This window comes from Pseudomonadota bacterium (assembly GCA_030859565.1).
In the GTDB taxonomy this organism is placed as follows: domain Bacteria; phylum Pseudomonadota; class Gammaproteobacteria; order JACCXJ01; family JACCXJ01; genus USCg-Taylor.
Genome location: JALZJW010000211.1, coordinates 1 through 4785, shown reverse-complemented (window position 1 = coordinate 4785; position 4785 = coordinate 1). Strand labels below are relative to the sequence as shown.

4 protein-coding genes and 1 pseudogene are annotated in these 4785 nt (G+C 61.3%); 1 reads left to right on the top strand and 4 read right to left on the bottom strand.

Translation table 11 applies throughout. The annotated features are described in order from the left end of the window. The 3 genes from M3436_19395 to M3436_19385 form a co-directional block, all read right to left on the bottom strand. The coding region (locus tag M3436_19395; GenBank protein ID MDQ3566152.1) for an FAD-dependent oxidoreductase at nucleotides 1-851 on the bottom strand (851 nt) is incomplete at its 3' end. A gap of 207 nt (nucleotides 852-1058) precedes the next feature. Next, nucleotides 1059-2180: a cobalamin-independent methionine synthase II family protein gene (locus M3436_19390; GenBank protein ID MDQ3566151.1), complete on the bottom strand. Its 1122-nt coding sequence runs from the start codon at nucleotides 2178-2180 to the stop codon at nucleotides 1059-1061. Beyond that, nucleotides 2177-2452: an MEDS domain-containing protein gene (locus M3436_19385; protein MDQ3566150.1), complete on the bottom strand. Its 276-nt coding sequence runs from the start codon at nucleotides 2450-2452 to the stop codon at nucleotides 2177-2179. Before M3436_19385 ends, M3436_19390 begins: the two co-directional genes overlap by 4 nt. Before the next feature lie 209 nt (nucleotides 2453-2661). Here M3436_19385 and M3436_19380 point away from each other — a divergent pair, with 209 nt between their 5' ends. Further along, on the top strand, nucleotides 2662-4068 hold the full coding sequence (locus M3436_19380; protein MDQ3566149.1) for an aldehyde dehydrogenase family protein: 1407 nt from the start codon (nucleotides 2662-2664) through the stop codon (nucleotides 4066-4068). Nucleotides 4069-4670: 602 nt separating this feature from the next. Here the strand turns inward: M3436_19380 and secG are convergent. Next, nucleotides 4671-4785: pseudogene (gene secG, locus M3436_19375) on the bottom strand (preprotein translocase subunit SecG).

Genomic DNA, 4785 nt, shown 5'->3' with positions numbered 1-4785 from the left:
TTGATCGCCAGCGGCTCGGCACTCTCCAGGATCTCCATGCCGCGTCTGCGCATCCCGTCAACCACGTACTGGCGCAGATCCTCGTCGACATGATGGAGGTTGGCGGTGCGCATCAGCGGGCTGCGCGAGACAATCGTGGTTGGGCATCCAGCCGCCTGGAAGAACGACCCGTACTCGATCGCGACTTTCGAACCGCCAATGATCACGCAGCGGCTCGGCTCGTAGTCGAGGTCCTCGACCAGGGTTACGAAGTCGTAGACTCCGTGCAGCTTAAGGCCGGGGATGTCGGGAAACACGGTCGCCGCTCCGGTGCCAAGGACCAAGTTGGCGGCCTGGAAGCGCTCGCCGGCCACCTCTACGGTATGCTCGTCGACAACCGTCGCCGGGGCGTTCAGGATGTACTCCATATCGAGCTGCTCTTTGGACTGCCAATTCATGAAGGCGTGGGCCGTGCCGCGGCCGGCCTTGAACAGTTGGATCAGTTCCATGATCGACGCGCGCTGGTACTTGAAATCGGGGAACCAGAGCCGGCCCGAGAACCAGCGCATGAGGTCCAGCTCGCGCGCCGCCTCGGAGAAGAGGTGGTGCGGCACGCAGGCCTGGTGCGGGCAGCTGCCCCCTAGGAACGGCCAGCGGTCGATCACGAGCTGCCGGCCGCCCCTCGCGCGCAGGTAGGCCGAGCCGAATCGTCCGCCGGCCCCGCCGCCTAGAAATATCGCGTCAAATTCGCGGTCATCTTTGTCATTGATATTGACGATCGGGGTAGCATCATCACCGGCATCAAGCAGTGCCCCGATCTCCCGCTCCCAGCGCTTGACGGACCAGGTCGTGTGTCTGATATTTATCGCCATTGCCTAATGGCAACAAGGGCAACCGCTCCCGTGGGCGTGTTCCAATGGATGCGGTTCCGGGGCACTGTCTTCTCGCCGTTGGGCCCGATCACTGCTGCACTGTGAACAGACCCACCTTTCCGGTTCCCGGGTACCGGCGAAGACCATACCGCGAAAGCTATGGCCACAGGCAGGACACAGGAATTGATAGACCGGCACGACGTGGTCTCATGCTGCTGCTTTTTTGGCCAACTCCGCGCGCACTAACTCGGTCCCCTGCACGAGCGCTCGTAGTTTCTCGATGGCAATGTAACGCTGCAGCAGGATCAAGCCGCAGTCGGTCGTGACGCCGAGACGCTCGGCCGGTACCACCTGCAAGAGCCTCCGGATCCGGTCGGCGACCTGTTCGGCGGTTTCCGTGACGGTGCTCTTAACGTCGATTACCCCGGCCCAGAAGCAGATATTTGCCGGGAGGGGGTGCGCTTTCATGATCTCGAGGCCGCTCATGTCATCGCTCCGCCGACCACAGTTCTCGAGATTCAGGACATTGATACGCGCTTGGTAGGCCTTCGGTACTACCGACGCGGTCGCCGCCGGTTCTTTGCCGTGCCGCTTGGTCAGGTCGAAGATCTCGCCCGCCTTCGCCGTATCGTCCGGTAGGTAGGCCGGGGTGCCTCCCCAATTTCCCCAGCATACATGCACAATGATCTGGGCGTTCTTGACGCCCTCCACGGCGCGATTGAATGCCTCGATGGCCCAGTCCTCGAAGCCGTAAGGCCAGGTAAACTCGTCGAGCTGGATAAAATCCACTCCGAGCGCATCCACTTCTCGTAGGTCTTCGTTGATCGCCGCAGCGATCGCCATGGCCCGATCGCGCGAAGATTTGTAATGCAGGTCGTTGGTTGCCTGGGCCAGGACTTGAATACCGGTGTATTGGATCTTGATGGGCTTGCGCGTCGCCCGCTTGAGGGCCCGCGCCTGTTCCACCATGATAGCGCCGCGCCGTTTGACCTCTTGGTCCAAGGTCCCGGCGTGCAGGCGGCTGTAAATCGGAAAGCCGAGGTAACTGCCCTTGAGGTTATATCCCAAGCGGCGGTAGTAGTAATAAACCGCCTGTTCCGCATAGTTGTCGCCGTGAACGCGCCCGTCGGCGATGATATCGAGGCCCGCGTTCTCCTGGTCTCGGGCGATGGCCGCCACAGCGTCTTCCAACGTCTCGCGCATCAGGGCATCGGGGGGTTCCTGGTCGCCGGTAAAGTCCCTCGCGAACTCGGCGTCCCACCATCTTGGGTTGGGATAGTTGCCGACCATGCTGGTCGGGATGAGTAATTCTTTGCCGCGTACTTTCATGTTTTCCTCCTCCTAAATGAGTCTCTGCGCGCTCGGTGAGTTTTATTGTGTTCCTCGCGCAGTTTGGGGTCAACCACGTGGAAAGCTTTCTCCCCGCGCTCGAGGCCCTCCTTGATGAAAGGAAAAAGTACCGGATATTCTTCATCGAGGCCATGAAAGAAGGCACATATATGGCAGTGGTCACCGAGTGTCGCGCCAGCGAACCGTATAGGCTGGCGCGATTCGGCGCTAAGCCGCTCTCTTGTTTGATGGCTGTCTTTACTCGGGTCCATTTTTTCTCCTTCCTCAACCGGAAAATTGTTGTTGTGGTGGACTGTCGTAGAAAGGGACTACGCTTACTGTACTTCATCGGGCAATCCAAACTCCCTGCTGGGTTCGTCGCAAGTGGCGTTATCGACCCCTTTGGGCTTAAAGTAGCCCGACTTGAGATCTGTTCGAGGGCGATGGGATTTTTTGCGGACCACGAATGGGAGCCAACACAATGGGCACTCTGGATGCAGCTGGCGAGATTAGCCACACAGTCAAGCGGGCCAGGCGGGCCCAGGAAGCCATTGAGGATTATTCGCAAGCGGAGGTCGACCGGCTGACCACGGCGGTCGCCTGGTCGGTGGTCCGTCAGGATCGGGCCGAGACCCTGGCGAAGCTTGCGGTCGATGAGGGCGGGTTCGGCAACTATACCGATAAAGTGACCAAGATCCGCAACCGCATCATGGGAACACTCGCCGATATCTCCGACGTGAAGACGGTCGGCGTTGTCGAAGAAATTCCGGAAAAGGGCTTGATCAAGATCGCCAAGCCCGTCGGCGTCGTCGCGGCCCTCATCCCAACCACCGGGCCCGATGCGACGCCACCGCTCAAGACCTTGCTGGCCCTCAAGGGCCGTAACGCCATCGTCATCGCCGCCCACCCGCGCACCCAACAGACCACAGCGCTCGCGGTGCAGTACATGCGCGAGGCCTGCGCACAAGTCGGCGCACCGGAAGATCTCGTCCAGCTCATCGACAAGCCTTCGCTTCCCAAGACCCAAGAGCTGATGCGGCTAGCCGACCTGATTGTGGCGACCGGAGGGGAAGGCATGGTCAAGGCCGCTTACAGCTCGGGGACCCCCGCCTACGGAGTCGGTGTCGGTAACTCAGTGCACGTGGTCGACGAAACGGCAGACATCGACGACGCTGCAAAGGCCATCGCGACCGCCAAGACTTTCGACTATGCGACCAGTTGCCTGGCTGACAATGCAGTCGTTGCCGCGGCGGATATTTACCGAGAACTCGTTACGGCACTGGTGGCTCAGGGTGCCTACGTGTGTAACGCAGACGAAAAGGCGCGGCTGCAGGAGCTCATGTGGCCGCAAGCCGGTGCGCCCGTTCCCGCCGTCGCGGTGATCGCGAAATCGGCGAGCCACATCGCGGAAATGGCGGGGATTTCGGTGCCGGGCGATCGTCGATTCCTAGTCGTCGAGGAGGACGGCGTGGGTCCCGATCACCCTCTCTCCGGCGAAAAACTCTCGGTCGTACTCGCTCTGTACCGCTACGACAGCGGTATCGAGAACGCAGTCAAGCTCGTCAACGCCATCACCCTATACCAAGGACGCGGTCATACCTGCGGCATCCATACCCGCTCCGATGCGCACGTGATGGCCCTCGGTCTCGGGACCAAGACCGGGCGGGTACTGGTGAATCAGAGCCTCAACGAGGGTGCCGGCAGTCCGCGAAACGGTTTGCCTTATACCTTGAGCCTGAGCTGCGGGACTTGGGGCGGCAACATCACGACCGAGAACGTGAACACCAGGCACCTCATCAACCTGACCTGGGTCTCACGCCCGATCGCCGCACGCCTGATCAACGCGCAGTCCCTTTTTCGAGAGCATTGGGACAGGTATGGCAAATGATGCCTATTTAACCAACGTCCCCACAATTAACTGCGTCATCTCCTCCGGGCCGATAGCCGAAATTCAAACTGAGACACTACCCGAGCGCATCAGCGGCTCTTCTCCGCCGGGCTCTTCTCCCCCGCTTTTTCTCCGGGCTTTTCCGCGGGCGTCGCAGGCTCCGGGGCAGGCTTCACCTCGCCCTTGACCGGAGCGTTGGGACGCGCTGCGTCCGGGCCGCTCGGCTTCTCGGGCGCCGGGGTTGCCGTGGGCTGCGCCGGCTCAGGATCGGACGGCGCCGTTTTCTTGCCATCCGGCGGCGCGCCGGGCGCATCTTCTCCCGGCTTGGATGTGCTCTTATCCGTCGCCGGCTCATCCGCGCCTTTGGCGCCTTCGGACATATCTTCGCGTTTCGGATCCGGTCCGATATCGGGCCGTTCCTCGGCCCCTTTGGTCTCGGGCACTTCGGGCAGATCGGTGTCTTCCGCGCCGTCGGTTGCGGGTTTATCGTCCTCGATCGGCTCAATCGTGGTTTCCACGACATCGGTCGAGCCGCTGTCCGCGGCGTTCTGGATCAGGCTCGGTTTCTCGACCGTGCTGGCCGACAGATGATTGAGCCAGAAGCTGGTCGAGAAAAAACACAATGCGAGTACCGCCGTCGTTTTGGATAAAAACGAGGCCGAGCCGCGCGCGCCGAACACCGTCGCGGAAGCGCCGCTACCGAAGGCTGCCCCCGCA

Coding starts and splice junctions, on each gene's coding strand:
- M3436_19385 (MDQ3566150.1), bottom strand. CDS start 2,452: ATGGACCCGAGTAAAGACAGCCATCAAACAAGAGAGCGGCTTAGCGCC.
- M3436_19390 (MDQ3566151.1), bottom strand. CDS start 2,180: ATGAAAGTACGCGGCAAAGAATTACTCATCCCGACCAGCATGGTCGGC.
- M3436_19380 (MDQ3566149.1), top strand. CDS start 2,662: ATGGGCACTCTGGATGCAGCTGGCGAGATTAGCCACACAGTCAAGCGG.